General features: G+C 65.4%; 20 protein-coding genes and 1 pseudogene. 11 read left to right on the top strand and 10 right to left on the bottom strand.

Annotated features, from left to right (window positions below; genetic code table 11):
* Window positions 1-18: 18 nt before the first annotated feature.
* The 6 genes from gnd to B1756_RS12575 all read right to left on the bottom strand — a co-directional run bounded on the left by gnd (window position 19) and on the right by B1756_RS12575 (window position 9,536).
* Window positions 19-918 (bottom strand): phosphogluconate dehydrogenase (NAD(+)-dependent, decarboxylating), encoded by a 900-nt coding sequence (gene gnd, locus B1756_RS12600; RefSeq protein WP_086888861.1) that lies wholly within the window; start codon window positions 916-918, stop codon window positions 19-21.
* A 71-nt stretch (window positions 919-989) separates the two neighbouring features.
* On the bottom strand, window positions 990-1,634 hold the full coding sequence (locus B1756_RS12595) for a fibrillarin-like rRNA/tRNA 2'-O-methyltransferase (RefSeq protein WP_086890177.1): 645 nt from the start codon (window positions 1,632-1,634) through the stop codon (window positions 990-992).
* Window positions 1,627-2,526 carry an NOP5/NOP56 family protein gene (locus B1756_RS12590; RefSeq protein WP_086888860.1) on the bottom strand — a complete coding sequence of 300 codons (900 nt, stop codon included), beginning with the start codon at window positions 2,524-2,526 and terminating at the stop codon, window positions 1,627-1,629. The genes B1756_RS12595 and B1756_RS12590 overlap by 8 nt, the downstream gene beginning before the upstream one ends.
* Before the next feature lie 55 nt (window positions 2,527-2,581).
* The gene (locus B1756_RS12585; RefSeq protein WP_086888859.1) at window positions 2,582-4,933 is read right to left on the bottom strand and encodes an amino acid permease; all 2,352 of its coding nucleotides are present in this window, start codon (window positions 4,931-4,933) and stop codon (window positions 2,582-2,584) included.
* Window positions 4,934-5,077: 144 nt separating this feature from the next.
* On the bottom strand, window positions 5,078-7,504 hold the full coding sequence (locus B1756_RS12580) for an efflux RND transporter permease subunit (RefSeq protein WP_086890176.1): 2,427 nt from the start codon (window positions 7,502-7,504) through the stop codon (window positions 5,078-5,080).
* Window positions 7,505-7,508: 4 nt separating this feature from the next.
* A complete protein-coding gene (locus tag B1756_RS12575) occupies window positions 7,509-9,536 on the bottom strand; it encodes a COG1361 S-layer family protein (protein ID WP_228434361.1) in 2,028 nt (675 codons plus the stop codon).
* An 83-nt stretch (window positions 9,537-9,619) separates the two neighbouring features.
* Between B1756_RS12575 and B1756_RS12570 the strand changes: the two genes are divergently transcribed.
* The 5 genes and pseudogenes from B1756_RS12570 to ftsZ all read left to right on the top strand — a co-directional run bounded on the left by B1756_RS12570 (window position 9,620) and on the right by ftsZ (window position 16,384).
* A complete protein-coding gene (locus tag B1756_RS12570; RefSeq protein WP_086888857.1) occupies window positions 9,620-10,423 on the top strand; it encodes a TrmB family transcriptional regulator in 804 nt (267 codons plus the stop codon).
* Between the two features lie 381 nt (window positions 10,424-10,804).
* A complete protein-coding gene (locus B1756_RS12565; RefSeq protein WP_394340699.1) occupies window positions 10,805-11,347 on the top strand; it encodes an SPW repeat domain-containing protein in 543 nt (180 codons plus the stop codon).
* 525 nt (window positions 11,348-11,872) lie between these two features.
* Window positions 11,873-13,234 carry a D-aminoacyl-tRNA deacylase gene (locus B1756_RS12560; protein ID WP_086888856.1) on the top strand — a complete coding sequence of 454 codons (1,362 nt, stop codon included), beginning with the start codon at window positions 11,873-11,875 and terminating at the stop codon, window positions 13,232-13,234.
* 217 nt (window positions 13,235-13,451) lie between these two features.
* Window positions 13,452-14,846: pseudogene (locus B1756_RS12555) on the top strand (RNA-guided endonuclease InsQ/TnpB family protein).
* Between the two features lie 392 nt (window positions 14,847-15,238).
* Window positions 15,239-16,384: a cell division protein FtsZ gene (gene ftsZ, locus B1756_RS12550; RefSeq protein ID WP_086888854.1), complete on the top strand. Its 1,146-nt coding sequence runs from the start codon at window positions 15,239-15,241 to the stop codon at window positions 16,382-16,384.
* A gap of 899 nt (window positions 16,385-17,283) precedes the next feature.
* On the opposite strand, the gene B1756_RS12540 is transcribed toward ftsZ, so the two are convergent.
* Window positions 17,284-17,607 carry a 2Fe-2S iron-sulfur cluster-binding protein gene (locus B1756_RS12540; protein WP_086888852.1) on the bottom strand — a complete coding sequence of 108 codons (324 nt, stop codon included), beginning with the start codon at window positions 17,605-17,607 and terminating at the stop codon, window positions 17,284-17,286.
* 108 nt (window positions 17,608-17,715) lie between these two features.
* Here B1756_RS12540 and B1756_RS12535 point away from each other — a divergent pair, with 108 nt between their 5' ends.
* Complete coding sequence (locus B1756_RS12535) at window positions 17,716-18,219, top strand: DUF5797 family protein (protein WP_086888851.1); 504 nt, start codon at window positions 17,716-17,718, stop codon at window positions 18,217-18,219.
* A 44-nt stretch (window positions 18,220-18,263) separates the two neighbouring features.
* Here B1756_RS12535 and B1756_RS12530 read toward each other — a convergent pair whose 3' ends face one another.
* Together B1756_RS12530 and B1756_RS12525 are read right to left on the bottom strand one after the other, a co-directional pair.
* Entirely contained in the window at window positions 18,264-19,319 is a 1,056-nt protein-coding gene (locus B1756_RS12530; RefSeq protein ID WP_228434359.1) for a DUF5787 family protein, read from the bottom strand.
* Window positions 19,320-19,376: 57 nt separating this feature from the next.
* On the bottom strand, window positions 19,377-20,126 hold the full coding sequence (locus B1756_RS12525) for a DUF4013 domain-containing protein (RefSeq protein ID WP_086888849.1): 750 nt from the start codon (window positions 20,124-20,126) through the stop codon (window positions 19,377-19,379).
* Between the two features lie 153 nt (window positions 20,127-20,279).
* Between B1756_RS12525 and B1756_RS12520 the strand changes: the two genes are divergently transcribed.
* Complete coding sequence (locus tag B1756_RS12520) at window positions 20,280-20,714, top strand: RDD family protein (RefSeq protein WP_086888848.1); 435 nt, start codon at window positions 20,280-20,282, stop codon at window positions 20,712-20,714.
* 59 nt (window positions 20,715-20,773) lie between these two features.
* Here B1756_RS12520 and B1756_RS12515 read toward each other — a convergent pair whose 3' ends face one another.
* Window positions 20,774-21,220: a bis(5'-nucleosyl)-tetraphosphatase gene (locus B1756_RS12515; protein WP_086888847.1), complete on the bottom strand. Its 447-nt coding sequence runs from the start codon at window positions 21,218-21,220 to the stop codon at window positions 20,774-20,776.
* 245 nt (window positions 21,221-21,465) lie between these two features.
* On the opposite strand from B1756_RS12515, the gene B1756_RS12510 reads away from it, so the two are divergent.
* The 4 genes from B1756_RS12510 (at window position 21,466) to B1756_RS12495 (ending at window position 26,178) form a co-directional block, all read left to right on the top strand.
* On the top strand, window positions 21,466-21,801 hold the full coding sequence (locus B1756_RS12510; RefSeq protein WP_086890175.1) for an uS10/mL48 family ribosomal protein: 336 nt from the start codon (window positions 21,466-21,468) through the stop codon (window positions 21,799-21,801).
* A gap of 187 nt (window positions 21,802-21,988) precedes the next feature.
* Window positions 21,989-23,263, top strand: coding sequence for an amidohydrolase (locus B1756_RS12505; protein WP_086888846.1), 1,275 nt, complete (start codon window positions 21,989-21,991; stop codon window positions 23,261-23,263).
* Between the two features lie 81 nt (window positions 23,264-23,344).
* The gene (locus B1756_RS12500) at window positions 23,345-23,635 is read left to right on the top strand and encodes a hypothetical protein (RefSeq protein WP_086888845.1); all 291 of its coding nucleotides are present in this window, start codon (window positions 23,345-23,347) and stop codon (window positions 23,633-23,635) included.
* 302 nt (window positions 23,636-23,937) lie between these two features.
* Entirely contained in the window at window positions 23,938-26,178 is a 2,241-nt protein-coding gene (locus B1756_RS12495; protein ID WP_228434358.1) for a hypothetical protein, read from the top strand.
* Window positions 26,179-26,302: the final 124 nt, after the last annotated feature.

Raw genomic sequence — 26,302 nt, 5'->3', positions numbered from 1 at the left:
AGCGAACGCGAACTGACCTCAGTCCCGTCGCTGCACTTCGTGTCGCCCGAAGCCGTACCGCAATCTGTTCGCCAGTCGCCGCGAGAACCGGCCGTCGTCGGCCCGCGAGCCGAAGCGCTCGCCGAGCGCCGTGTAGATCAACGGGAGGGGAACCTCTTGCTCGAGGCCCTCCTGAACGGTCCACGTCCCCGTGGAGCCACCTTCGATGCGGTCGGCCACGTCCCCGAGGTCGGTCCCTTCCTCGCGGAAGGCCTCCTCGCAGAGCTCGAGCAGCCACGAGCGGATGACCGCGCCGTTGTTCCAGACCGACGCCACCTGCTCTAGGTCGAGGTCGTACCGGCCCTCGTGGAGGAGCTCGAAGCCCTCGCCGTAGGCCTGCATCAGCGCATACTCGACGCCGTTGTGGACCATCTTCACGTAGTGACCCGAACCGGCGGGCCCGACGCGTTCGTGGCCGTTGGGACCGGTCGCGACGGCGTCGAAGACCGGCGTGCACTCCTCGTAGGCCCACTCGGGGCCGCCGATCATCAGCGAGAATCCGAGTTCCGCACCTGCGGGGCCGCCGGAGGTGCCACAGTCGAGGTAGGCCGCGGGGCAGGACTCGGCCCGGCGGACCGAATCCTCGAAGTAGGAGTTTCCACCGTCGATTACGACGTCGTCTTCGTCGAGATGGGTCTCGAGTTCGGAGAGCGTGATATCGACGGCCTCGCCGGCGGGGACCATGAGCCAGATGCGTTTCTCGTCGCCGAGTCGGTCGAGCAGGTCCTCGAGTGAGTCCGCCGGGTCCGCGCCCCCATCGGCCGCCGTCGCGACGGCTTCCTCGTCGAGGTCGAAGGCGACGACGTCGTGGCCCGCCTCGAGCACGCGGTCGACGACGATCTGTCCCATCCGTCCGAGTCCGATGACGCCCAGTTGCATGGGGTGCACTCGGCGAGCGGGTGAAGTAGTGGTTGTGATTTGCTGCGCACGCCTTCAGTTCCGGGGGCCTGTCAGCGCCGCGGTCGCGCGACGATCCCCAGGTGGTCGGCGTGATAGTCGTCGAGTCGCCGGGACTCGAGCACCTCGTAGCCCTCCTCGAGCGTCTCGCGAACGTCTGCGAAGACCTCGTTCGGGTCACGTGTCACGTCCTCGCTGCGGGCCTTGACTGCCAGCAGGAGGCGACCGTCGTCGGCGAGGAACTGCCGGTTCTCGAGAGCGACCCGCGCCTGCCCGCGCGTGGCGACGTCCTGGACGAGCGCGTCGACGTCTGCCTCGACGACGTGGGCGTAGGTCTCGGGTTTGCGGGCGTCGGCGAGCAGGGGGAACAGTCGCGGTCTCGAGTCGGCGACCGAGAGCAGGTCGCGTGCGGGTCGTGGCGCGAACTCGACGGCGTAGGTCGGTCCGGCGAAGTCGGCGACGTGGCTCACCGTCGTCCCGCTCGCGGCACCGAGGTAGCAGACGGTGTCGCCGCCCTCGAGGGCGGTGTCCATCCCCAGTTCCAACATTGCACCGAGTTTCGAGCGAGTGGGGTCCCACGCGCGCCACTCTCCCTCGGTCGGCTCGCCGTAGACGGGTTCACCGCGGGTCGCGAGTCGCTGCTGGCCGTCGATTTCCCGGCGTTCGACGCCCTCGGGGAGCGATTCCGGTTCAGTCATCACCGTCACCTCCGGGTTCGTCGTCGCTCGAGTCGTCGGCATCGGCGTTCGATCCGTCTGTCCGCGACTGAATCGTCTCGATCCGTTCTGCGAGTTCGGCCTCGAGTTCGGGCTTCATCTCGCCGGAATAGTGGTCGACGCGTGCGGCGATGGCGAGTTTGCCAGCCAGCGCCCGCGCGGCCGAGCCGCGATTGTCCGGGTGTGTTCCCCGGACCGCGTCGTGGACGTAGATGATCCCGTGTTTCGGCGAGGGAGCGTGGCCCTGCAAGTGGGCGAACAGCGCGTCTTCGGCGCCGAGCACCTGGATCGTCCCACTCGGTTTCTTTGCGAGGGGCTCGAGGCCGCCAGCGAGCGAGAGCAGTCTGGCGGCGAGGACCGGGCCGGCCAGCGCGGCGAGGTTCGGTGCGATCGTGGGCGTCTCCCGTTCGACGTACTCGCGCAGGTCGGCGGTCTCGTCGTCGAGGGCGACGACGCGCTCGGCGAGCGACGCGATCCGGAGCGGAACGTCCTCACGCTCTGTGAGATCGCGGGCGTACTCGACGCCGACGCCAGCGTCGGGATCGACCGACCCGGCCCACTCGGCGAGGCGCTCGGCGAGTTCGTTCGCGGTTCGCTCGCAGTCGTCCATCGCGCGCACGGCGTGGACGAGCTGGCGGTCGTCGGCCGCTTCTCGTTCACGGACGGCCTCACGGGTGGCGTCGACGGTCGCCTCGTGTAGGAGGTCGTAGTAGTCCTCGGCGTCGTCGGCGACGCCAGCCTCGACAGCCAGCGTCGGCCAGTTACGCGGGGTCGACGCGGAGCCGTCGCGTACGGCCTCGGTGGCCGACTCGAGGCTCGGATCGTCGGGATCGAGCGCCACGAACCAGCCCGCGGCTGCGTCGTCGTCGGTCATACCTGTCCCGTAGCGGCCGGGGGCCTAAAGCCGTTCCCGAACGCGTCGACGGCGGTCAGCGACCGAACAGCCGTTCGCGAAGCGACCGCGAGGTCGGTCGTTCGGCGAGGACCACGGACGTGTCGAGGTCGTCGACCACGTCGTACGCGAGCGAGCCACGAACGAGCCGCGAGAGGAGGCCCCGCTCGGTCGCCCCGAGGATCACGAGCGTGTGGTCGGCCGCGGCGGCGGCGATCGCCTCGTCCGGGCTCCCGGAGGCGTCGACGCGGATCGTCGCGTCCTCGAGCCCCTGTTCCTCGGCCCACGTCTCGAGGAAGGTCTTGCCCTCCTCGAGTTGACGTTCGTCGTCGACGACGTGCAAGAGGGTGAGGTCGGCGTCGACCTGATCGCGCAGGTCGCGGGCGACTTCGGCGCTGAGGACCGAGTCGGGGCCGCCCGCGGTCGGCACCAGGACGCGCTCGAGGTCGAGCCCGCGGTCTTTGAGCACGAGGAAGTCACACGGGAGGTCGTGGGTGAGTTCGTCGAGCGGGCGTTCGACGCGGCCGGCAGACCAGTGACGGTCCGGCCCCCAGCCCATCACGACGGTGTCTGCGTTCTCCCGGCGGGCGACGTTGAAGACCTCCTCGAACGAGCGGTGGGAGACGACGGTTCGGACGTCGACCGGGACGTCGAGCGTCTCGGTGCGCTCGCGGACCTGTGTCATCAGTTTCTGTGACTCGTCGTCGATCTGTCGGAGGTGTTCCGAGCCCTCCTCGAGGGGTGTCTGGTCGGGGACTTCGACGACGTGGACGGCCTGGACGCGGCCGCCGTTGGCCTTCGCGACGACGCTCGCCAGCGAGAGGAGCGTCGACTCGGTTCTCGGGTTCGAGACCGGCACGACCACGGTGTACTCGTCGTCGCTCTCTGGCTGGACCGCGCTCGCGGCCGTCACCGCGACGTCCGGCATCTCTTCGGAGCGGTCCAGAATGTAGGTCCCGAGGATTCCAGACAGGTCGGTTTTGCTTCGAGCGTAGAGGAAGTACCAGAAGACGGCGAAGACGACGAACACGGCGCTGATCAGTGTCGCGAGCGGGTCCATGAAGTAGATCAGCGCCAGCGAGAGGACGAACCCGGCGATCGGCAGGAACGGGTAGAACGGCACCTCGAAGTCCGGATCGTACTCGGGTGGCTGCGTCTCGCGAAAGACGATCAGTGAGGCGTTGATCAGCGCGTAGACGACGAGGTGGAGGACGCTCGCGGCACTCGAGAGGATCTCGACGGTTTCCCCGAGCCCGATGATGAAGACGACGATCATGGCCCCGGTGACGGCGATCGATCGGTACGGCGTCGCGAATCGCGGGTGGATCTCGTTGAGTGCAGGGGTGACGATCTTGTCCCGGCCCATCGCGAAGTTGATCCGCGCCGACGCGAGGATCGAGGCGTTGGCCGAGGAGGCGGTCGCGAGCAGCGCCCCGAGCGTAATCGACGTCACGCCGACGCCGAGGACGGGGATCTCGAAGCCGACGACCGCGAACTCGTAGTCGAAAACGATCTCGGCGGCGTAGGACATCGGTGCGTTCTCGACGGTCTCGAGGAAGAATTCCTCGTGGGGGATCAGCCCCATCAGGATGCCGACGAGGATGGTGTAGATGACCATCACGATCGCCACGCTGCCGATGATAGCGATCGGGAGGTTACGGCCGGGGTTCTTGAGTTCCTCGCCGACGGTGGCGATTTTCGCGTAACCGAGGTACGAGACGAAGACGAGCGCCGCGCCGGGGAGGATCGTGACCGTTCCCTCCGGGAAGTAGCTTCCGTCGGCGGCGACTGTCCCCCAGTCGAACGAGAAGAAGCCGACGAGGGCGAAGATCGTGAGAATCCCGAGCAGGAGGGTAACGATCGCGGTCTGGACCCCGCCGGTCTCTTTGGCCCCGATGTAGTTCACGCCGACGAAGATGATGCCGGCGACGACGGCCCCGACCTGAACGTCAGTGAGGACGAGCGGACCGAGTACGATCGTCGGCAACAGAGCGACCTCCCCCAGTGCAGGAAGCGTAACGGTGGCACCGTCGAGGAAGTCTGCGAGGTAGCCGCCGAAGCCGATCGCGTAGAACGCACTCGCGAAGGCGAGTCCGATCCAGTCGCCCATACCCGAGATCGAGCCGAACAGTGGCCCGAGGGCACGATTGATGTAGTAGTAGGCTCCGCCCGCCTTCGGCATCGCCGTGCCGAGTTCGCTCACCGAGAAGGCGTTGATCATCGCGATCATCCCGCCGATGACGAACGAGATAACGACGGCAGGACCCGCCTCCTGTGCGGCGATGCCCGGCAGGACGAAGATCCCGGCGCCGATCATCGTCCCGATGCCGATCGCCAGCGCCGAGATCAGACCGAGGTCTTTCGCGAGTTCTTCGTCTCCGCCCGTCATCGTAGATCACGCTCTCTCGAGCCGCTGCCTCCGACTGAATATAGCTGAGATAACATTTCGATCCCGAGGAGACGCCCTCGTTTTCGTGAACGAACGAGCGTCGACTCTTAGTTTATTCGACTCGGCCTCCACGGCTGACAGTCCTCACCCTGCGAACCGCTCCCAGAGCAACAGCGTCGGTGGCAAGACGAGGACCGCCATGAGGTACGAGTAGATGACGCTGACCACCATGAGGAAGCCGAACTGGCCGAGCAGCGGCGTGATCGCCAGCACGAGCGACCCGGCCCCGCCGAGGGTTGTCAGCATCGACCCGGTGAGCGCACCACCGGTTCCCTGTAGCGTGATCAGTAGCGCCTCGTAACCGTCGCCACACTCGTTGTACTCGTCGACGAACCGGTGAGTGACGTGGACCGAGTAGGCGACGCCGACGCCGATCGTGATCGAGAGCACGGTCCCCGTCAGCGCGTTCAGCGGGATTCCAAGCAGTGGCATCGTCCCGCCCAGTACACCCACCGTGACCACGATCGGGACGAGATTCGCGATTCCGAGCGAGGCTCGCCCCTCGAAAACGTGGTAGATAGCCACGAGAAACGCCGCGGTGAAAACGATCGCGAGGCCCAGACTGAGCAACGACGAGCGGAGGATGAGTTCTGAAATCTCGTGGAAGACGACGACGTCGCCGGTCGGCGTCGCCTCGAGTCGGTAGTTGTCGGCGAGTTCCTCGGCGTCGGCGGTGACCTCGGCCTGAGTCGCGTCGGCTTCGACGGTGTAGATCACCCGGGTGCTGTCCAGATCCTCGGTGACGTACTCGAGGGCGTCCTCGCGGAACTCGGAAGCGAGCAGTTCCTCGAGGAGAAACTCGACGTTCTGGTCGGGAACGCCGCTGCCGCTCCGATCGTTGGCCTCGAGTGCGCGAGCGTAGGCCACGTCGTCGGCGGCGTATTCGTGCATGACGTCGACGACGCTCTCGTGTTCGGCGACGACGGCGGTCCCGTCGGTCGTCGTGACGACCGTCTCGGGAGGGTCTTCGCTGGCGCGATAGATGGACTCGAGGGTGTGATCGGCGGCGATCGGCCCCTCGACGTAGACCGTCACCTCGTCGTCTTCGCCGCTCTCGAAGGTGTCCTCGAGGTAGTTGATCGTCCCGGTCGCGGTGTACTCCGAGGGAGCCATGGGACCGGGAACGGCCTCGACGTAGTCCGGGAGCTCTTCCGGCGGGAGGAAGTCTTCTTCCTCGAACGTCGTGTCCACGGTCGTGGCGTAGGCGCCGCCCCCGGCCGTGACGAGGAGCGCGACCAGCAACATCGTCACGGGAGCCCGGTTTCCGAGATGTGCGCCGACGGGGAGAACCCGGCCGAGCGTGGAGTCTTCAGAGCCGAGTGGTGACGACCCGAACGTCGGGAGACCGTAGGTCGCCCGAACGTCGTCGAGCCAGACCTTCGCCGCGGGGAGGAAGAGACCGAAGATGAGGAACGTAAAGACGATGCCGACGCTCGCGACGAATCCGAAGTCCCGGATCGGCTCGAGGTCGCTGGTGACGTTCGCGCCGAAGCCGATGACAGTCGTCCCCGTGACGATGAAGAAGGCGACCAGTAACTGGGTCGCGGCCTCGCGCATTCCGTCGTGGATGCCGGCGCCGTCGACCCGTTCTTCCCGGTAGCGGTTGACGGCGTGGATGCCGAAGTCGATCCCGATCGCCAGTAACAGCGGCGGGATGGCGATCATCATGTCGGTGAACTGGATGCCGGCGTAGCCGGTGAACCCGAACGTCCAGATCACTGCCATCACGAGCGCGACCAGACCGAGCAACAGGTCGAACGGGTCGCGGTAGGCGGCGACCAGGAACGCGAGGATCAGGACGATCACCACCGGGACGATGATCGCGAGCGAATCCTCGATGACGTTCTCGAACTCTGCGTCGAGGATCCCGCCGCCGAAGACGACGAACTCGCCGTCCATCGACGCGGCGGCGTCTTGCACCCGGAACTGGACCACCTCCGCGTCAGCACCACCATCGTGGGTCGCCGTCGCGATCGTCGCCGACGCGTATGGCTCGTCGGGGTTGAAGTCGTCGCTCAGGGACGCGGTGAACGCCGGTTCCTCGGACAGCTCACGGATCGTTTCACGAACCTCGCCGTCGGAGGCGTCCTCGAGCGCCCGGATCTGCTCCTCGCGACTCTCCGCGGTCGGGTCGATCGACTGGACGACCGCCTCAGCGATGCTCGAGGTCTCCTCGACGCGATAGTCGTCGCCGCGTTCGAGGTGGTGCTGGAACTCGAGCAGCCGGAGCAGGGCGTCTTTCGTCAGGACGTTCTCGCCGCGCTGGATGAGCTGGGTCGTCGGCGCGTCAGATTCGAACGGTGGCTCGAACTCGGATTCGATCTGATCCTGCGCTTCCTGCGCCTCGACACCCTCGGCGAAGGTGTCGAGTCCTTCTTCCATCTCGATGTCGCTGAACCCGCCGGCAAACAGCGCCGTCAGGAGCAAGAACGCGACCACGATCGTGCCCGGTCGCTCCGTGATGACGCGGGTGGACGCCGCGAGCGTTCGCTCGATCGAGGGTGGGGCCATCGGATCAGGTGTCGTCGACGTCTGCCGGTCGTTCGGCCGGCTCTTCGTCACGGTTCTGCGTGTCGTCCCGATCCGACGCCTCGGTCGCGAGCGGGTCAGGCCTGTCGTCGTCGGTGACAGCACTGCCATCGCCAGCAGCCTCCTCGTCGTCCTCGAGCAGGTCGGCTGGCGCGACCGCGGCTTCGTCGAAGGTCTGGGTCACGTCCGTGGTCGATCCGCCGTTCGAGTCGTCGGCCAGTGGACCGGCCGAGCCGTTGCCCGAACGAGCGTCGAGTGTGTCAGATGGCTCGCCGACGGGCAGGCGGGCGACCAGTGCGGCGATCCGCTCTGGGGTCTCCGCGTGGGGCAGGTTCTCGAGATAGGGGATACCGTCGACGTAGGGCTCGAGGCGGGCGCGGTAGCGCCAGCCGACGGCTGTAGCGGCCCCGAGTGTCAGCAGGGCGACGGCAAGTCCGAGCGCGGAGATGGGTCCGTCGTCGGGTTCGACGACTTCGATGGGAACCCGGTAGGTGTCCGTGAGCTGTGAGTTCGAGCGCTCGTCGTCGTACCGGAAGTCGACCCGCAGTGGGTACGTCTGGGGCGTAGCGTCGTCGGCGACCGAGACCTCGACGGCGACCGTCGCCGTCTCGCCCGGCTCGAGCACCGGGATCAGGGGGTCGTCACCCTCGTCGTCGAGCGGATCGTCGGTGTAGACGTTCGCCTCGACGTCGGTCACCGTCTCCTCGAGCCGGTTCGTCACCTCGAGTTTTACGACGCGGGTCTCCCCGAGGGTCTGCGTCGAGTCGACGGGTTCGACGGCGAACTCGTCGCGGTCGGGCTGGACGTCGAGCGTGAGGTCGACCGGCTCGTTGGTCATCCGAACGTCGCCGTCGGCGTTACGATACCTGACGTCGGCCTCGAGCACGCGTGGGCCGGGTTCGGCTTCGCTACCGACGCCCAGCCGGAACTCGAACGGTGCCGACTCGCCGGGCTCGAGGGAACCGACGGCGTAGTGAGTCTCTCGCGGGTAGACGTTCGACGTCGGACCGAGCCGATCGTCGAAGTGTGGCACCAGATCTACGCTTCCCCTGTCGGCGATTACGACGACCGCACCGTCGACCGCGTGTGGCCCCTCGTTAGTCACGTTCCCGGTGACGGTGCCGTCTTCGCCGACGTAGAGGTCGGACTCGAGCTGCTCGACGGCGAACGACTGTTCGTGGGCGGCGCGTGCGCCGACCCGGACCTCTCGGGCGGTCCGGTCGACGCCCTCCTCGTCGCGGAACTGGACCGTCGCGGAGACGGGGTAGGTTCGCGCAACGGCGTCGTCTGCCAGTTCCATCGCGACGACGACGGTCCGGTTCTCACCGGCGTCCCAGTCGCCCACGTAGGCCCTACTCCCCTGTGTCTCGAGTTCCGAATCCTCGGTGACCGGTCTGAGTGCCTCGAGGTTCTCGTCGGGCGAGTCGAATCTGACGACCGCGTCGGAGGCGTCAGCGCCGGTGTTCTCGAGTTCGATCGCGACGAGCCCGCGGTCGCCGACGACGAGGTCCGAGGTGACGGTACCCGCCTCGAACCGGGCTTCGTCGGCGACGACGACCTCGATGGTCTCGGTCTCGGTTTCGGACCGCTCGGCACCGCTCGAAGTCGATCTGGTGTACTCGATCTCGACGTCGACCTCGTGGACGCCAGCGTCGGCGTCTTCGTCGACGGCGATCGTGAACGTCTCCGAGAACAGCGCCTGGGCCGACATGGTCGGCATCGGCGTCTCGTCGCTTTTCACCTCGACCGGCCCACCGTCACCGTCGAGCGTCACCGTCACGTCCCGGGCCTCGGTCGTCGGGATGTCGCCAGGATCGGTATCGGACTCCTCCTCGGCGGAAGCGGCGTTCCGAAGCTCGAGTTCGAACGACGTCTCTTCGCCCGGTTCGACGATGTTCTCCGGGGTGTACACCTCGAAATCGGGCGTACTCGAGGCAGAGACGGAACCGACGAAGGGGGACCCGGCCAACAGCAACAGGACGACTCCCAGGGTGGCAAGCCGGTTGACTCTCATTGCCCGGCAGTTCTGACAGCTGATTCATAATGTTTTCTATTACAAACCACAAGCTTGTTGTTTCATCCGATCGTGGGTCGAGTATGGACGACGACAGCGCCGAGTTACTGGCCGAACTCGGCCTTTCGAACTACGAGGCCCGGGCCTACGTGACGCTCGCAGAACACGGTGCGATGACCGCAGACGACCTCGCTGCGGAATCGGGTGTCCCGCGTGGCCGAGTCTACGACGTGCTGAACGGGCTCGTCGATCGGGCGCTCGTCAGGGCCGACGACGGCCGCCCGCGAACGTACACCCACGTCGAGCCGACAGCCGCCGTCGACCGGCTGCTCGAGCGCCGGGTAGACGAACTCGAGCAGCGTCGCACGTCGTATGAACACGTCGCAGACCGCGCGGAGACGACGCTCTCTGCGCTCGCTCCAGACCACGACGGCGGCGAGGGGTTCGCGACCAGCGCGCTCGGCGACGAGGCTGCCCGCGACCTGCTCGACGAGCGGTTCGCTGCAGCGGACGCGTCAGTGCGGGTGGTCGTCCAGAGTCTCGACGTCGGGCCGGAACTCCGATCGGCCGCCGTCGCGCGAATCGAACAACTGCTCGAGCGCGGCGTCGAGGTTCGCCTGCTCGCGACCGACTTTGCGAACGCAACGGAGACCCTCGAGCGTCTCGTCGACGACGGGCTCGAGGTTCGCGTGGCCGAACGCGTGCCACCACAGCGGTTCATCCTCTTCGACGACCAGGAGGTCTGTCTCGAGGTGGTGAACCCGGCCGCCGACGACGAACTCCTCGCCGTCGTCGACTTCCGTGACGTCGACCTGGCCGCCAGTCTCGGCCGGAGTTTCGACGATCTCTGGGAGCGGGCGGCGGCGTGGAACCCCGGCGGCGACTGACACGACAGTGCCCGGTAACGGCGGGTTACGGACCCGCGGCTCCGCGGTCGAAACGAAACGGTCGCGGCCCTTTTCCCGGTCGCACGCGGCCCGTCAGCTATGAGCGACCGTGACGGCGACGAAGGCGAGCCGGGAGACGACTCGAGTCCGGGTCGCGACCAGCCGGATCCAGTAGCCAATTCGGACTCGAGCGACGCGCCCGAGCGCCACGAGGAGCGTGGTGATGCCGAGGACGCTGGTCGCGGCGAGCAACCGGAGACGCCGGCCACACGGACCGAGGACTCGAGTCCAGCGGAGTCGACGTCGGACGAGAGCATCCTCGACAGGCGAGACGAGGACGAACCGTGGAACACCGACTCGAGCGCCGACGAGACGCCGTCGATCCCGGGTCGAGACGACGAGGCGGCGTCTCCGGTCGGCGACCCGAGCGCCGACGACGTCGACGAGCCGGGCCACACCGAACCCGGGGAGCAGCCGGACTCCGGGACCGGGTACGGCGACCGCGACGACCAGGGGATCGACCGACGCGACGACACCACCCAGCTCGCCAGCGAGGAACGCCGCCGGAAGACCGTCGCCGTCAGCGCGATCACCGCGGCCGTCGGCCTCTGGGTCGCCATCTCGGTCTTCCTACTCGATGCCGCGACCGCATCCATCTGGAACAACGTGCTCGTCGGCCTGCTCGTCCTGCTCGCCGCCGGCTACAACGTCTACCGGCTCTCGAACGACGTCCCGCTCAGCATCGGCGTCTCCACGCTCGTCGCCCTGCTCGGCATCTGGCTGATCGTCGCCGCCGCCCTGCTCGAGATGCTCGGCGGGCTCTTCTGGAGCACGCTCGCCTCCGGACTGCTGATCGCCGGGCTCGCCGGCTACAACGCCTACGAAGCCCGCGAAGCCCAGGCCGTCACCCAGCCCACGCAGTAACACTGCTGCTGAAAAACGTCGGCTAGTCGTCTCTCAACCCATCAATATTTTGTCCATTTTCGATATAGTATCCCGTCACGAGCATCGGTCAAAATGATCGAGAACGCCTCGGAAGCCCCCGGCACGCTCACTGCGTTCGCTCGTCCACCGGAAGACGCGAGCGTCTTCCGAGCCGTTCGCTCGCGTTGCTCGCGAACTCGTCGAGTTCGCTCAACGGGGAAGGGCAGGCGTTCTGCGGCCCTGGTGGATCGAAAGGGAGAGCGTGCCGAGGGCTTTCGTCGTGTTCTCGTTCTGTGTTACATTCTATGAATGGGGGGCGAATTGAGTGAAGTCTTTTTGACAGACTACTAGTACCGTTCCAAGCGTCGACTGAGAGGTCGAACCGATCGGCGTCAGTCGGATCGACCTCTCAGTTCAGGCCTGGACCGCCACTAGCCGAAGTGTATCATCGGAAGAGAGGTCGAGAGACCACCCACCGAGCAGAGAATCCGGCGAGTTAAGGATCGGGGACCCTCGAGAACGCGTATGACCGAGCTGGCGATCGTGGAGAGCCGGGCGGATCGGGCGTCAGTGCACATTTGCGATCACCTGCGGGAACTGGTCGACTGGGAGGTGTGCCACGACGACCGGGCCGAGAGCGACGGCGGCGGCACCTACTGGCGGGCCGACGACCTCGAGTTGCGGTCGTTCGACGCCCTTCACCTCGAGCTCGAGCGACCGGCGTCGGCCTTCGACTGCGAGCCCGATCTGCTGGTGTTTGCCTCGCGCCACAGCGGAGACACGGGCGCGTTGCTGACGGGTCACTTCACGGGGAACGTCGGTCCCGCGGAGTTCGGCGGTGCGGATCACGCCGTCGCCGAGGCAGCCCCGAACGCCCTCGCACGGCTACGCGAGGCCTTCGACGAGTACGCGCCCGAGGGCTACGAGACCGGCGTGGAGTGCACCCATCACGGTCCGACCGACGTGGGCTGCCCGTCGCTGTTCGCCGAACTGGGCAGCGGCGACGAGCAGTGGGACGATCCGGACGGGGCCGAGGCCGTCGCACGGGCGATCCTCGAGCTTCGGGGCGTCGAACCTCACCGCGGACGAGCGGTCGTCGGAATCGGGGGGAACCACTACGCACCGCGGTTCGAGCGAATCCTCCGGGAGACTCCGTGGGCGGTGGGCCACGTCGCCGCAGACTGGGGCCTCGAGGAGCTCGGCCACCCCGGCGCCCACGAGGACCTCGTCGCGTCACTGTTCGAAGCCAGCGGCACGGATCTGGCCGTCGTCGACGGCGAGTGGCCCGTCCTCGAGGCGACAATCACCGACCTCGGCTACCGGACTGTCAGCGAGACGTGGGTTCGAGCCGTGGGTGATCGACCGCTCGAGGTCGTCGAGGCCGTCGAGTCCGCCCTTGGCCGCGTCGAGGACGGCATCCGGTTCGGTGACTGCCCCGCTACGTCGTTCACGATCCGCTCGCTCCCCACCGACCTCGTCGGAACCGCGGAGGGGATCGACCCCGAAGCCGTCCGGGAGACCGTCGAGGCGACCACGGTGGCGTTCGAGACGACCAACGGTGGCAGCCGAATCGGGTCGCAAGCGGCGATTCCGGACTCGAGTGCTGGTGGCGGTTCAGACGCATCGGCAACCTCGGCTGACCCGTACCGGACGCTCGTCGAGGAACTGGCAGCGATTCTCGAGCTGAATTACGAGTCAGTCTCGGTCGGCGAGGACGAAGTCGTCGCCGAGACGCTGGCGTTTGATCCGGCACTGGCCCGCGAGGTGGGTGTCCCGGAGGGACCGGCGTTCGGCAAACTGGCAAGCGGCGAGTCGGTGACCGTCGACGGCGAGCGGATCGACCCGAACGACGTTCGGCGACACCGGACGGATCGGTTCTCGATCTGACTGGTCAGAAACTAACAAGCCGGAATCGGTGTCACGGAACCCCGGCTTCCGTCCGAGCCACGAACCGGTCGACCGATCGTTTCACAGAAGAACCGAGGCGGATGCCACGGGGCTTGACCCCGTGGAGGAAGCCGACACTCGATGACACAAACCACGCCAGAGTGATAGGCCGACCCCCGAATGTATGAGTAACACTAGCAGTATATGTGAAAACACAGTGGAATACCGTCGTACCGCCGTCATCAAACTCGACACTCCTGAAGGAGCAGAGGCTTCCCTTCGAGAGACTGTCAGGCAGTTCAAACACTGCGCCAACACCGCGAGCGAGTGGTGCTGGCACGGGCGTCGCCAGATTCCTGCGGAATCTGGCTGCCAACCAGAAACGCGGCGCGTTTCTGGTGACGACGACGGCTACCACGTCACTTCGAAAGCGAAAGCCGAACGCGCCCTCTACGACCGACTCCGTGACGAAACCGACCTTACCGCGAATCTCGTCCAGAAAGGGATTCGACGGGCGGTCGAAGCCGTCAAAAGCGGCGTCGAACGGCTCAAACGTGGTGAGAACACGTCGCAACCACACTTCTCGGCAGACAGCGCGGTCTACGACAGGCGGAGTGCGACGTTCCACCGCGACCACGTTTCCCTTTCGACCGTAGACGGGCGAATCGAGTGCGATTACATCCTTCCCGACGACTCGGAGACACCGCCGACGAAGTACGTCTCCGACGAGGATTTCGAGTTTCGGATGGCCCAGCTCCAGTACCGTGACGGTGACTGGTATCTCCACGCTTCGATGCGGAAAGTCGAAGCAGACGAGGAATCGTCCGAATCCGAGTCCAGACACAGAACAGTCCTTGGTGTGGATCTGGGCGTGAACAACATCGCCGTTGCTTCGACGGGGCGGTTCTGGTCGGCAGACGAGTTCAATCACTGGCGTCGAGCGTACGAGAAGCGCCGTGCCTCGCTCCAGCAGTGTGGCTCTCGCCACGCCCACGAAAACATCGAGAGCGTCGGGCAGAAAGAGCAGGGACGGTTCGAGATATACCTGCATACGGTGGCGAACGAACTTATCGAGGAAGCCGTCGAACACGATTGTTCGCACATCGTGTTCGAGGACTTGACCCACATTCGGGAGAACATTCCCGAGGCAACGTGGCAACACGTCTGGGCGTTCCGACGCCTCTACGAGTACGTCGAATACAAGGCCGAAGAACACGGTGTTGAAGTCGTCCACGTAGACCCTCGAAATACGTCCAAGCGTTGTTCGACGTGTGGGTTCACCCACAACGATAACCGTAACGGGGAGTCGTTCGAGTGTCAGCAGTGTGGGTACGAGAACCACGCTGACTACAACGCCTCGAAGAACATCGGTTTGCAGTATCTCCGTCGTCCCCAGAAATGTTCGATTTCTGGTGTGCGAACGAGACGCGGAGCGTCTCGTCAACGTCGGCAAAACGCAGACGACGGAGGCGCACCCGTAGATGTGCGCCTGAATAGTGCGGGACCAGAGGTCCCGCATACCATGCAAACGGGCGCTGCGCGCCCGTGAGCAGATCGCGGGACGCTGAACGTGAGTGAGGAGTACAACCCTCCTGCTTCGGTTGAGGCATAGAACGGGAGTCCACGCGAAAGCCTCGGGGTCGTTCGGAAGATCAGAGATCTTCCGTGACTGAGCGGAGCGAAGCTCCGCGATGTCCGCGAGACCTCCGATCTCGCTCGATGACGAGAGACGAAGTCTCTCGAACCACTTGACCCCGGGGCGATTTACGCCAACCACGGATACGTCACACGCGAGCAGGCGTCGACCGAACGACCTGTCTACCTGTCGCCTCGAGACGAGTTCCAATGTGAAATTTCCCATATAGTAATAACACAGTACTCACCACTGTCTAAGGATGACTAAAGAGACCATTCTTGATAGGTAATCACAATGTACTATGTCTGACGCCTGACTGACGTACAGGGGAAAGGTAATTACGCTCCATCGTGTAGACGCGTCCAAGAATGGACTCACTCATCGACGACGCCATCGACGAGGCCGAGGAGGGGGAGCCGCCGGCCACGGAAGGCGGCCAGCCCCCGACCGACTCCTCGAGCGAGCGCAAATCGGGGACGATGACGGACGAAGAGCTCGAAGACGTGCTGCAGGATCTCCAGACGGACATCACCGTCGTCGGCTGCGGCGGTGCCGGAGGCAACACGATCGACCGGATGTTCGAGGAAGGTATCCACGGAGCGAAGATGGTCGCCGCCAACACCGACGTCCAGCACCTCGTCGAAATCGAGGCCGACACCAAGATCCTCATGGGCGAGGAGAAGACCGGCGGCCGTGGTGCCGGCTCGCTCCCGCAGGTCGGCGAGGAGGCCGCCCTCGAGAGTCAGGCAGACATCTACGAGGCCATCGAAGGCTCGGACATGGTGTTCGTCACCGCCGGACTCGGCGGCGGCACCGGCACCGGCTCGGCCCCCGTCGTCGCCAAGGCCGCCCGCGAGGCTGGCGCGCTGACGATTTCGATCGTCACGACGCCCTTTACCGCCGAAGGCGAGGTCCGACGGACCAACGCCGAGGCTGGCCTCGAGCGTCTGCGCGACGTTTCCGACACCGTCATCGTCGTCCCGAACGACCGCCTGCTCGACTCGGTTGGCAAACTGCCCGTCCGTCAGGCGTTCAAGGTCTCTGACGAAGTCCTGATGCGCTCGGTGAAGGGCATCACCGAACTCATCACGAAACCCGGCCTCGTCAACTTGGACTTCGCCGACGTCCGCACGGTCATGGAACGCGGTGGCGTCGCTATGATCGGCCTCGGTGAAGCCGACTCCGAGGCGAAAGCCGAAGACTCCGTCAAGACCGCGCTGCGCTCGCCGCTTCTGGACGTCGACATCTCCGGGGCGAACTCCGCGCTCGTCAACGTCACCGGCGGCAACGACATGTCCATCGAGGAAGCCGAAGGCGTCGTCGAAGAGATCTACGACCGCATCGACCCCGACGCCCGCATCATCTGGGGAACCTCCATCGACGAAACACTCGAGGGCAGCATGCGCACCATGATCGTCGTCACGGGCGTCCAGTCCCCACAGATCTACGGCCGCCCCGACGGCAGCGAGGCCGTCCAGCCCGAGATGACGAACGACATCGACTTCGTCGACTGAACGATCGTCACGTCCTATTTCGCCCTGTTCGCTCACTCGAGGTATCTGCGCTGTTCGTTCTCCCGCTGGACCTGCGTTGTTACACTACACTCAGCAAGCACTCGAGTGCACTGGTGTGACTGCTTTCCTCTCATCCCCGACCGCCAGCTACGCATCGAACAACTCAGAAATCGAATACGAGGCAGTCTCGATTCCAACTCGGAACGCGAGTCGACCGCAGGAGTGTTCGCTCGAGAGTATCGGAGGGTCTGGGATGAACAGGCGCAAACCCTCGGGCTTCAGCGCGGGGAGGGTGTCCGTCGTTGCACAGGATCGGACAGTGTTCGAAACGACGAAACGTGGGTTGACGTCCGCCTCCGTGTTCACGCGGAGGAATCTCGAGCGGTGAGAATGTCAGATTCCCAATCATTGCCCCGCCACTTCACGAGAACCCGTTTGATCCAGCCGTCGTGGCGGTAGCTGACCGGCAGTGCCAAACCGCCGTTCTCCTATCCTCGACGCCGGTGACTCCCACCTGTTGTTTTTGCCAGCAAGGGGTCGTAGCGCTTCGACGCATTCGGAGGTATCGTCGTGCGTGCCCGACCGACAGGCAGGCGACGAACCCTTCACGGATTCGCGTTCACCGCGTCGGCGTTTCGGATACTGTCGTCCGAGAGACGGAGCCTCTCGTGATCACGAAAATCTCCGATTTTCGAACGACCTCTGAAGGTCGCTCGGAATCCGCTCCGTTCCGACCTGACCTTACTGACGCATAGTATTTCTTGGCGTCTGAAAGTACGGATCAAAACTCGAGAAATGCTGTCATCGTTGAAAGTGCCATCAAGTGGCGGCGCATATCCACGCCGTAAACGGCGTGGTATTGCGCCTGTTCAGCGGACAACGGCACCTCGAGCGACCGGTCAGTCGTCCGCGGGCGCAGCGTCACCCGAGAGGTCGCCCTCGATGCTCGGTGGGTAGACACCGCGCTCGAGTTTCAGGTCCGACTGCGGGCGAGCCATGCAGGTCAGTGCGTAGTTCTCTGCTTCCTGCTCAGTGAATCCCCGGGCGGCCGGCTGGGTGACCTCCCCCTCGATGATTTCGGCCGAACAGGCGAGACACATCCCGACGCGACAGGAGTACTCCTGTGCGATGCCTTCCTCGAGACACCGGCTGAGGATAGTCTCTTTGTCGGAGCAGGTGATGGTCTCGCCCGTCCCCACGAACTCGACGGTGTACTCGGTCATACCGGCAGGTACGGAGGACCCCCTCAAAATTGTTAGTGTCTGGATCGGCGACAACGAACTGATCGGGGGACGCAACGCAAAAGTACCGGTTCCGCGAAGAACCAGCCAATGACGCTTTCGGAGGAGGCCAGAGACCGGCTGGCCGACGTCGTCGAGTTACAGCCGACGAAAAACGCCGAGTTGCAAGAGCGATGGGGGCTCGAGAGCGGCAGCGAGGTCCACCAGTATCTGGAGAACGAACTCGGGGACTACTACTTTCGAGACGACAACAGTCTGATCCGCGCGACCGAGGAGGCCGCAGACCTCGTCGACGTCGAACCCGGCATCGAGAGCGATCCCGACGCAGATGGCGCACCCTCACGCATCCGCGTCCCGGAGCTACACGCCCAGATCGTCGAGGTGCTCGCCCGACCCGACGAAGACTCCGAGAGCGTCGTCTCCGTCCTGCACAAGCTCAGAGACGAATTCGACGTCGATCCCGACGCCGAGGACGTTCGCTCGAGCCTCCAGAGCCTGCGCCGAAAGGACGTCGTCGAGGTCGAGTATCGCACTGTGCCGACGTTCCGGCTGGCTGTCGATCCCGACGACCTCGAGGTCTCCGTTTCGGACTGACGACTGTTCCCGCCGGCACACGAATCAGGTGCCGAACACACCACTCACAGCCCGGGCCGTCGCCGCTCTCGGCGCTCCTCGAGCACGCGTTTGAGCCGTTTTCCGGGCCCACCCTCGATCGGCCAGTCGTGGGTCCGCCAGATCGGCGGCTCGGGTTCGAAGTCCGGGCAGGAGCCCGAACACGCCGACGCCGTCTGGCAAGTCCCGTTCGCGCCACAGTGGGGGAGTGCCTGCAGGCCGTCCCGGGCCCGTAACTCGAAGTGTCGGCAGTCTGGTCGCATCGTCTCCACGAACGAGCGCCAGCCGCGTTCGTAGGCCCGTTCGGCGATCTCGAGGCGCGTCGCAGCCTTCTCGTCGGGATCGACGTACTCGAAGCGGGCGGCGGAGGCGTTCCGACCGTCCGTCGATCGACCCGGTCGCTCGAGGATGCGCGTCCCCGGATCGTCGACGGCGAGCGACCGGGGATACCACTCGACGCTCGCCTCGAGCGCATCGGGGTCGAGCGCGAGGACGCCGGCCTGGATCGGCAAGTCCTCGAGCAACACCGGTTCGACGCGCTCGCCGGTCTCCCGGGTCGCCACCCAGACCTCGTCGGCCAGCGCCATCGCGACGTCGTACTCGAGTTGTGTTCCAAGTGCGCGAGCAGCGCTCGCGTCGAGGTCCGGCTTGTTCTCGATGGCGATCAGGCGCTCGAGCCAGTCCGGGTAGGCCCACTTGCGCCTGATCTCGATCCGGTTCGACCGCTTGCGGGTTTCCAGAACGTCGCGGTCGGCTGCCCGGTGGATCGCCTCGCGGACGTATCGCCACGGGTAGCCGGGGTGGGGGAGGGCATCCCGGTAGTACTCCCACTCTGCTGGCGCGTTCCGGACCACGTGCAGGAGGTCGCTATCGAGCCGTTCCGGGCCGAAGTTCGCGCGCTGGCGAAGAGCCTCGCGGTCGCACTCGAGGACGATCGTATCCCAGCGTCGCCGTCTGGTCCCGAGTTGTCTCGCGACGAGGACGGTCGTCGCTCTCGCGAGCGGTTCGTGAGGTGGCCACTCGCGTTCGGCCCAGCGACAGGTCCGCAGTTCGAACCCGAACTCTCCAGCCTCGACTGTCACGAGTGCCACTAGGACCGAGAGAGGAAAAGACTCGCCCATTCGGCAGCCCTGACCGACTCACTCGAGTGCGGCCTGCTCGAGGTGGGCGTCTCGAGCGGTCGGCACCTGGCTGGCCCCCGGACCGGCGAGGAAGACCCCGAGTACGCGAGCGAACACGAGCACCGTCAGGAAACCGAGTGCGGGGAGTGCAAGGACGCCGACGATCGTCACCAGCGCTACGACGGCGAGCAGCGGGACCACCAGTGGGAGGAGTTGCAAGACGACGACTGCACCGAGGTACTCGCGAGTGCGGACCAGCGACCCGACGGCCGTCTGGTCGAGCGAAGCCCGAAGGCGGCCTGTCTGGGCGTACCGAACCAGCCCCGCCGGCAGACAGAGCCAACTCACGAACACGACACCGGCGACGACGAGGCCGACGAGCGCCGTGAACAGCCCTGCTGCACCGCTGACCAGCCAGACGATCGTCGTCTCACCGCCGATCACCGGTACGAGGCCCTGTAATCCGTAGTAGCCGACGACGCCGAGGGCGAGCGCGAGCAGCGTCCCCGCGAGGAGGGGACCAAAAAGGTACGCAAGTGTGATCGCAATCGCACCCGCTCCCCGGCGGAGCAGGGACCCCCAGCCGTCGAACGCCGGCGGCTCCTCGAGACCCTCGAGGCTCGTCTCGAGGACGCGAACGCCGTAGCCCGCGAGGACGACGAGCGGGACGAGGAGGATCGAACCGACGACGAGTGCCGACCCGTAGAGCGTCCGCTCGAGCCAGTTGCCACGAAGCGGATACCGGAGTGGGTCCTCGAGTCGCGACATCGTTCGGGCGTCCGGTCTCACCGGTAGCCGATAAACCTGCTGGCACCGTTTCGGACCGTTCCGTTCCGGCTGATCGACTGATCGGGGACGTATACTCTCGTCGTGATGCAGGAAACATCAACTGTTAAGTTGGCTGGATAAACACAGTCACGTATGGAAAAGTACCCGACGCCACAGATGGGAACGAACGGACAGGTCGTCGGCAAGCGTGTACTCGCGTTCGTCGTCGATAGCCTTCTGCTGGGCATCGCGTACGCCGTCATCGTCGGTATTCTGGTCGCCATCGGCGACGTGGGCCTCGCCATGCTGTTCGGCTGGTTCGTCGCGCCCGTGCTCGGATTCGCGTACTTCATCGTCCTCGAGGGACTGTACGGCTGTACGCCCGGAAAACACCTGCTCGGGCTCGTCGTGGTAAAATCCGACGGAAAGAACATGACGCTCGGCTCCTCGGCGATCCGAAACCTGTTGCTGATCGTCGACTCGCTGCCGTTTTTCTACCTCCTCGGCATCGTCATGCTGTTCGTCACGAACGAGAACCAGCGCGTCGGCGACCTCGCGGCCGACACGGTCGTCGTCAGCCAGCGCTAGGCCGGCGATCGTCGGTCGGTCCGCCGCCGGTCACCACGATGGATCGCCGGCAGGAGAAACTACGCCTCCTCGCTTTCGGCCTCGGCCTCGAGTTCGTCCAGGAACTCGTGGGCTTCCTCTAGGATCTCGCGGGGGCCGTCCTGTGTGACGGTGTTTACGGCCTGTTCGTAGTCGCGCCACTGCAGGTCGCGGTGTTCGTTCGAGAGTTCCGCACTCGCTTCGAACGACTTCGCGATGAAGAGATGGACCGTCTTGTGGATCGTCTTGCCGTTGGCTTCGAAGACGTAGTCGTAGTCCTCGCGAAAGCCGTCGATGAGGCGGAAGTCCTCGATTCCAGCCTCTTCCTGTACTTCTCGAATTGCCGTCTGTTGTAGCTCTTCCTCTCCTTCGACACCGCCCTTCGGAAACTCCCAGTCACCCGGGCGGCTCTTGAGTAGAAGATACTCGCGCCGGCCCCGCGTGTCGCGGAAGAGGATCGCGCCTGCGCTCGTAGCTTCGACTGCCATTACCCGAACTAATAGATACGTCGTTAAGAGAATATCGGACCGGACCCAACGCGTGTCCCGAACTGGACTGGAGAACTCACCGTTTCGTCGTCGCCGAAGAGCGGGCGTCGGCGAGGCGGTCGCAACGTGTCGACGCTACGCGAGGGGCTCGAGTGACCGTCACCGCCTTCCGCCCGGGAGCGTCCGCCCCGAACCGTCGAATCTCAGCAGACTTTTACGCGCCGACCGCAGACGGTGTGACAGCCATGACCTTCGTTACCCGCCTCACGCTCCAGAGCGGCGATCGCGCCGCTCTCGACGGCGTCGTCGATGATATCAAATCCGCTGCAGAGCGCAAGGGAGCCGCACTCAAAGGACCACACACCCATCCGCCCGAGACGCTCTCGGTACCCCAGCACAGCCGGCTCCACGTCGACGACGAGCGCCAGTTCGACACCTGGCAGTACACCGTCTTCACCCGAGAACTCGAGATCCACGGTCACGCCCAGTTCGCCCGGACGGTCGCCAGTCGAAACTTCCCCGACTCGGTCCACGTCGAAGCCGAGATCGAACAGCTTCGCGGGACGGGTCGGACGAACTGACTCTCGCCGGACCGCCCCAGACGCCACGGCGGGAACGATCGTCTTCTCGAACGCTCCAGCGACTCGAGCTACAGCACTTTTTATAGTAACAACTGCAACGATCCACACACTGATCGCCGATTCGTCTGGCGATCAGGTGTGCACTGACTTGCAGTGGCTACTATAGCTCGCGCGACGAGATACGGGTATGACCGCAGACGACCTCGTCTCACTCCGGCGGGACCTCCACCGTCGGCCCGAACCCGCCTGGTGTGAGTTCTACACCACGGCCCGGATCGTCGACGAACTCGAGTCCCGGGTCGACCTCGACGAACTGTACACTGGCCCGGATGCCATCGCCGGCGAGCACCGACTGGCTGTTCCCGAAGACGACGCCCTCGAGGACTGGTACGACCGCGCGCTCGCCGCCGGTGCGGACGAAGCGACGCTCGAGCGTCTCGAGGGAGGGTACACCGGCGCGGTGGCGGTTCTCGAGCGCGGCGAGGGGCCGACCGTGGGGTTGCGAGTCGATATCGACGCCTTGCCGCGGGAGGAGGCCGCCGACGCCGAGCACGTCCCTGCAGCAGAAGGCTTTCGTTCGGCAAACGACGGCGCGATGCACGCCTGCGGCCACGACGCGCACGCGACGATCGGAATCGGCGTGCTCGAGCAGGTTGCAACAAGTGACTTTTCGGGGACGCTGAAGGTGTTCTTCCAGCCGGCCGAGGAAGTCGTTGGCGGCGGGAAGCCGATGGCGAAGAGCGACCACCTCGCTGACGTCGACTACTTGCTGGCGCTGCACGTCGGACTCGACCACCCGACAGGCGAGGTCGTCGCCGGGATCGACGGCTTCCTCGCGATCACCCAGCTCGAGGCCGAGTTTACGGGCGAACCAGCCCACGCAGGCGGGCATCCGGAACGCGGGCGCAACGCCGTCCAGGCGATGGCGACGGCGGTCCAGAACCTGTACGCGATTCCGCGCCACGACGACGGCGCGACCCGGGTCAACGCCGGAATCGTCGAGGGCGGCAGCGCCGCGAACATCGTCCCCGAGCACGCCCGGATCGTCGCCGAAGTTCGCGGCGAGACGACCAACCTCATGGAGTACGTCCGAGACCGAGCCGAGCGGGTGTTCCACAGTGCCGCCGAGATGCACGACTGCGAGGTCGATCTCGAGACGGGTGCGGAGGCCCCGAGCGCGACGAGCGACGGGGAACTGGTCTCGATCGTCGCCAGCGTCGCAGCCGGGACGCCCGGCGTCGACCGCGTGCTCGAGCGCGACGACCTCGGCGGAAGCGAGGACGCGACCTACCTGATGCGTGAGGTCCAGCGAAACGGTGGGCTGGCGACCTACGTGGGGATCGGCACCGACCACCCCGGTGGCCATCACACGTCGACGTTCGACGTCGACGAGACGAGTATCGGCCACGGCGTCGACGTCCTCTCGCAAACGATCGAGCAGATCGCGATCGAGCGGCCCTGAAACCGCAGATTCCCGTTTCAACGAAACGATACGAGCAATTATTACCGTACGCCGAGAACCTCGAATCAGGGGCTGGTATGTATGACCACACCGAATTCGGGCGCGGATCCGTATCGCTCGGGGAACGACCCGACGTCGACCGGTGAGGAGGAACGACCACGGTGGACCGCTGCGACCTGTCTGGTCGCATTCGGACTCACGATACCCCTCGTCTACGGCCTGTATCCGGTACTGGCCGCGGTGACGCAGACGTTCGGCGGCCTCTCGACGACCGCACTCGTCGTCTGCTGGGCGGCAGCGTGGCTCGTCCTCTGGATCGCGTTCCAGTCGGTTCTCGAGTGGCGAACCGGCGTCGCTGGCACTCCCTCGTGACGGGGCGGGCGGGTGTCAGTGCTTTTCGGGGGCGTTCGAGCAGAGATACGACAGTGTGAACGCGGGTACTCGGATCGTACCAATTCGGTTCTCGAGGGCGTATCCGTCGCTAATCGACGAATACAGGGATGGCCACGTGACCGGGACCAGTACCGAAGTGAGTGGATACACCTCGAGTGGGGAGCCGACGAGTGGCGTCCTCTACTACGGTGCTACAGTAGTGCCACCGAACAGGTTGTAGCATCTGGCCCACTATCGTTCAACCAGTTGATAACAATGAACCTCCTGGGCGACGGCGTCGTATGGTCGATTCGACCAGCAGACGGCGGTTTCTTGCGGCGTCCGGAACGACAGCCATCGGCCTCGGTGCCGGGTTTGGGTTCGCGAATGGCACCGCTGGTGCCCAGCAAGACCCCGCCCCGGGATTCGAGCGCGTGATACAGTGGGGTGGGATGGGCAGTGAAAACGCGACGCAGGCGTGTCCCGGCGAACTCGGGTTCTGGAAGTGGAACCTCACGCGCGGTGGGCCAACGGCGATTCAGGAGGCCCAGTTGACCGTCGTCTTCTCCGACGGTGAAACCCTGACTGTGCCCGGATTTTTCCCGGGTGGTGGAGAGGGTGCGATCCAGTTCGAGGTAACGCGTCCAGGCGGCGGGACGATCGTCAGCGCGTTCGCCGACTTCACTGGCGGTGGAGACAACCCAGTGTTGACGATCAGCGAAGGGGAGTGTATCGAAGATCCGGACCAGATTCCGGAGGCCACAGCGATGACCGACGTGGCGACCGACGTCAATGGCGGCGGGGCCACCCTCAACGGAACGCTGATGACCGTCGGTGAGCCGTTTCCCGTCGAGGTCTTCTTCCAGTATCGGGTTGCCGGCGATGCCATCTGGATCACCACCGGCGCAACGACGCTCACCGCACCCGGGCCGTTCAGCGTCAGGATCGAGGGGCTGAACCTCGACACCACCTACGAGTACCGCGCCGTCGCGGTCGCGGCCGATGGAACCACCAGCACGGGTGCGATCATGCAGTTCACCAAGTCTGCTGAGCCGGTCATGGACCCGGTCGTCTTCACCGGCCCCGCGACCGAGATCAACGAGTCGACCGCGACGCTCAACGGCGAGCTCGTCGAACTCGGCGATTTCTCCCCGGTCAACGTCTTCTTCGAGTACCGCATCGTCGGCAGCGACGTCTGGCTCGAGACGGCTCCCCAGCCGTTCACCGCACCCGGACCGTTCAGCGCCGGGGTCGATGTCGAGCCCGGTAACGACTACGAATACCGCGCCGTCGTCGTCACGGATGGGATCCGGATCGAGGGACTCACACAGACGTTCACGAAGCCCCTGCTCCCACCAGATGAGGAGCTGCCGACCGTCGGCACCGAACCCGCAACCGAGGTCAACGAGGCGACTGCGACCGCGAACGGCGTCCTCGTCGATCCCGGAACGTTCACCGAAGTGGACGTGTTCTTCGAGTACCGGCTCGTGGGGACCGAAGAGTGGACCGGGACGTCCCCCCAGACGCTCACTGGGCCCGGCCCATTCAGCGCCGAGATACCCGGGCTGACCGAGGGGCTGGAGTACGAGTACCGTGCGGTCGCGCTCGCGAACGACAGCGTCGTTGTCGGGCCGATCCAGCGGTTCGCCAAGGTCGAACCACCCATCGACCCGCCGGTCGAGCCACCAGTCGAACCGCCCGAGCCACCGGAACCGCCGATCCAGCCACCGATCGAGCCGCCGTTCGAACCCCCAGTCACCCCGCCGTTCGAACCACCGGAGCCGATTCCGATCGAGCCGCCGATCGTCGTCGACCTGCCGACAGTCGACACCGACCCAGCGACCGACGTCAACGAGTTCAGCGCCACCCTGAACGCCACCGTCACCGACCTCGGACAGTTCCCCGTCGTCGCCGCTGGCTTCGAATACCGCGCCGTCGGCACCGACACGTGGCTCACGACGGACACCGTCACACTCGAGGCACCCGGCCCGATCAGTCAGCAGGTCACGAACCTCGAGCAGGGCGTCCAGTACGAGTTCCGGCCGGTGCTCGTCACCGAGGCGACCACCATCAGGGGCGACCTCGAGACGTTCGTCAAGGAGGCCCCCGACGTGGTCCTGCCGGTGGTCACCACCGACCCTGCGACGGACGTCAACGAGTCCTCGGCGACGCTCAACGCGACGCTCGAGACCCTCGGCGATTTCCCAGCAGTCGACGTCTCGTTCCAGTACCGCGTCGCCGGCACCGACACGTGGCTCGAGACTGGCCCACTCACCCGGACCGAGTCGGGCGCGTTCGCCGCCGAGATCGACGGTCTGGCGTTCGGACTCAGATACGAGTTCCGCGCCGTCGTCGAGGCAGACGGCCTGACGATCGTCGGCGCGGTCGAGTCGTTCACCAAGGGACTGCCGGAGCCAATTACGGTTCCAGATCCGGTTCCGACGCCGGTCCCCGAACCCGAACCGGTGCTGATTCCGGCACCGGTCAGGGTTCGCAAGCCCCCGAAGCGAACCAAGAAAGAGCGACCCCGGCGGAAGAAGTGAGCCGCGCGCGGTCGTATCGGCCGCAGTGATCACCGACCCATTCCGGTGACCGTCCACCCCTTCCGGTGACTCCTACTCGGCCTGGAAGCCGGACACCTATATGGCACTCGAGACGAATTTTCGA

The organism is Natrarchaeobaculum aegyptiacum, from assembly GCF_002156705.1.
Lineage (GTDB): Archaea > Halobacteriota > Halobacteria > Halobacteriales > Natrialbaceae > Natrarchaeobaculum > Natrarchaeobaculum aegyptiacum.
This window is presented reverse-complemented; position numbering and strand designations above follow the sequence as displayed.